Annotated in this window: 3 protein-coding genes; 1 reads left to right on the top strand and 2 read right to left on the bottom strand. The window is 70.8% G+C overall.

Features of this window, described 5'->3' with window-relative positions:
* Positions 1-132 precede the first annotated feature (132 nt).
* Positions 133-957 (top strand): hypothetical protein, encoded by an 825-nt coding sequence (locus tag IEX37_RS15815; RefSeq protein WP_188757334.1) that lies wholly within the window; start codon positions 133-135, stop codon positions 955-957.
* A gap of 10 nt (positions 958-967) precedes the next feature.
* On the opposite strand, the gene IEX37_RS15810 is transcribed toward IEX37_RS15815, so the two are convergent.
* Positions 968-1378: a pyridoxamine 5'-phosphate oxidase family protein gene (locus IEX37_RS15810; protein ID WP_229663330.1), complete on the bottom strand. Its 411-nt coding sequence runs from the start codon at positions 1376-1378 to the stop codon at positions 968-970.
* Positions 1379-1486: 108 nt separating this feature from the next.
* Positions 1487-1797: HNH endonuclease signature motif containing protein (locus IEX37_RS15805; protein WP_188757332.1), on the bottom strand; the 311-nt coding region annotated here is incomplete at its 5' end.

Raw genomic sequence — 1797 nt, 5'->3', positions numbered from 1 at the left:
GGGGGGGGGGGCGTGCACCGCCATCCTGCCAGGGACTGCGGACACCGCGGGGTGGGGACGGCCCCTCCCGCCGTCGCGTTGCGCGGTGTCCGACGGTGTGCCTGCCCGGTCGCTTACGCCAGGATGAGGCGTATGGAACCGGGGATGCGTGCCGAGCTGGAGGGGCTGCGCGCGAGGGCGTACGGGCCGGCGGCGGACATCCACCGCGATCCCGTTGCGCAGCGCCGCCTCGCCGAGCTCGAAGCGCAGCTGCGGCCTCGCCCCGTGACGTTCGCGTCCGCGCCGCCGGAGCCAGAACCCGAACCGGCGGTCGCGATTGAACGCGAGCCCGTCCCCGCAAGCGGGGCCGCGTCCGAGCTCGAAGCAGCGGACGCCGGCGCACACCGTGACGACCAGCGGCGCCGCGCGGAGTCCCGCTCGACGCGCCTGACCACGCGCGAGCGCACCGGATGGGCGGCAGCGCTCGTCCTGGCCGTCGTGATCGCCGTCCTGGTCTCGAACACGTTCGTCCAACGCGTCCAGGCGGATCCCCATGGTGTGGGTGCCACGCAGGTCACGCGGCTGGCGCCGGACACCCAGTTCGAGCTCCCGGAGTTCTTCCGAGGCGTGGAGGGGGTCGAGGGGTTCCGCACTTTTCACGGTCTGCGACCCATGCTCATTCGCGAGCCCAACGGGAACGGCGCCGGCGCTCAGGTCTGCCTGTACGTGTCTGCCGAGGAGGCGCTCGAGGCGTCCTCCGACGGCTCAGTGAGCGGGACCTACTTCCCCGGATGCGGAGCCAATACGTTCCCGGCGGTGGTGCAGTTCGTGATCGTCCCAGGTATGTCGCGAGAGCTGGACGCGGCTTACCCGGAAGGCACGGCCTTCCAGTTCGTGTTCGACGCGTCGGCAGGGGACGTCGTGGTGTACGTGTCCGAGCCGGAGCCTACCGAGGCGGCGCAGACCGATCCGCGCTGACCGTGCGTCGTCAGTCGTCCTCTGCGAGCGGGTCCCTCACGCGGCGCACCTGCCGGCCCGTCACCCGCTGCGCCCTGAAGCGCAGCCGGAGGGTGCGAGAGGTGCCGGCCCAGGGGATCACCCGGTGCGAGTCCACATGCGGTGACTCCTCGTCATCGTCCACCGCGCGCAGGGAGCCGTTCATCAGCACGCTCCACCCGACTCCGCGATGGTCGTCGTGATAGTCGACTTCGAACGCGACACGGGGGGACGCGTGCGCCAGCCGGCTGAGGATGCCGTCGCTGGATGTGCGCACCACCAGCACGCCGCGGTCCTCCACCGTGTAATTGGCGGGGATGATCTGCACCTCTCCGCCGTCGACGAACCCCAGCCTCCCGACCGACGCCGACGGCAGAAGATCCAGGCTTTCCTGCTCGCTCAACGTCCTGATCATGGTCCAACCTCCTGGCATCGCGGGATGAGTCGTCCGGAGCGGATGTCGCCCTCCGATGCTACGTCGGGCGTCGCGCCGGGGACCAGGGGCGGGGCGTCACCCGGATGGGCCGCGGGGTCGGGTGAGGGTGTTGCGGACGGGGCGGTAGATCCCGCGTCTGTCGATCCAGGGTGGGGCTTTCACCACGGGGGTGCCGTTTCGCATGCGGATGTCCCATCCGGAACGCTCGAGGTTGTGGTGGTGCCACCAGCAGACGAGGACTCCGTTGTCGGTGTGGGTGGGGCCGCCGTTCGCGTGTTCGTCGACGTGGTGGATCTCGCACCACGCGGCGGGGATGGTGCAGCCGGGGATGACGCATCCGCCGTCTCGGGCGGTGATCGCCCGGCGCTGGTGGGTGTTGAACACCC

The sequence above is a fragment of the Microbacterium album genome (genome assembly GCF_014643695.1).
GTDB classification, from domain to species: domain Bacteria; phylum Actinomycetota; class Actinomycetes; order Actinomycetales; family Microbacteriaceae; genus Microbacterium; species Microbacterium album.
This window is presented reverse-complemented; position numbering and strand designations above follow the sequence as displayed.

Excerpts from the sequence above, each read along its gene's own strand:
- IEX37_RS15815 (WP_188757334.1), top strand. The coding sequence starts at position 133 with ATGGAACCGGGGATGCGTGCCGAGCTGGAGGGGCTGCGCGCGAGGGCG.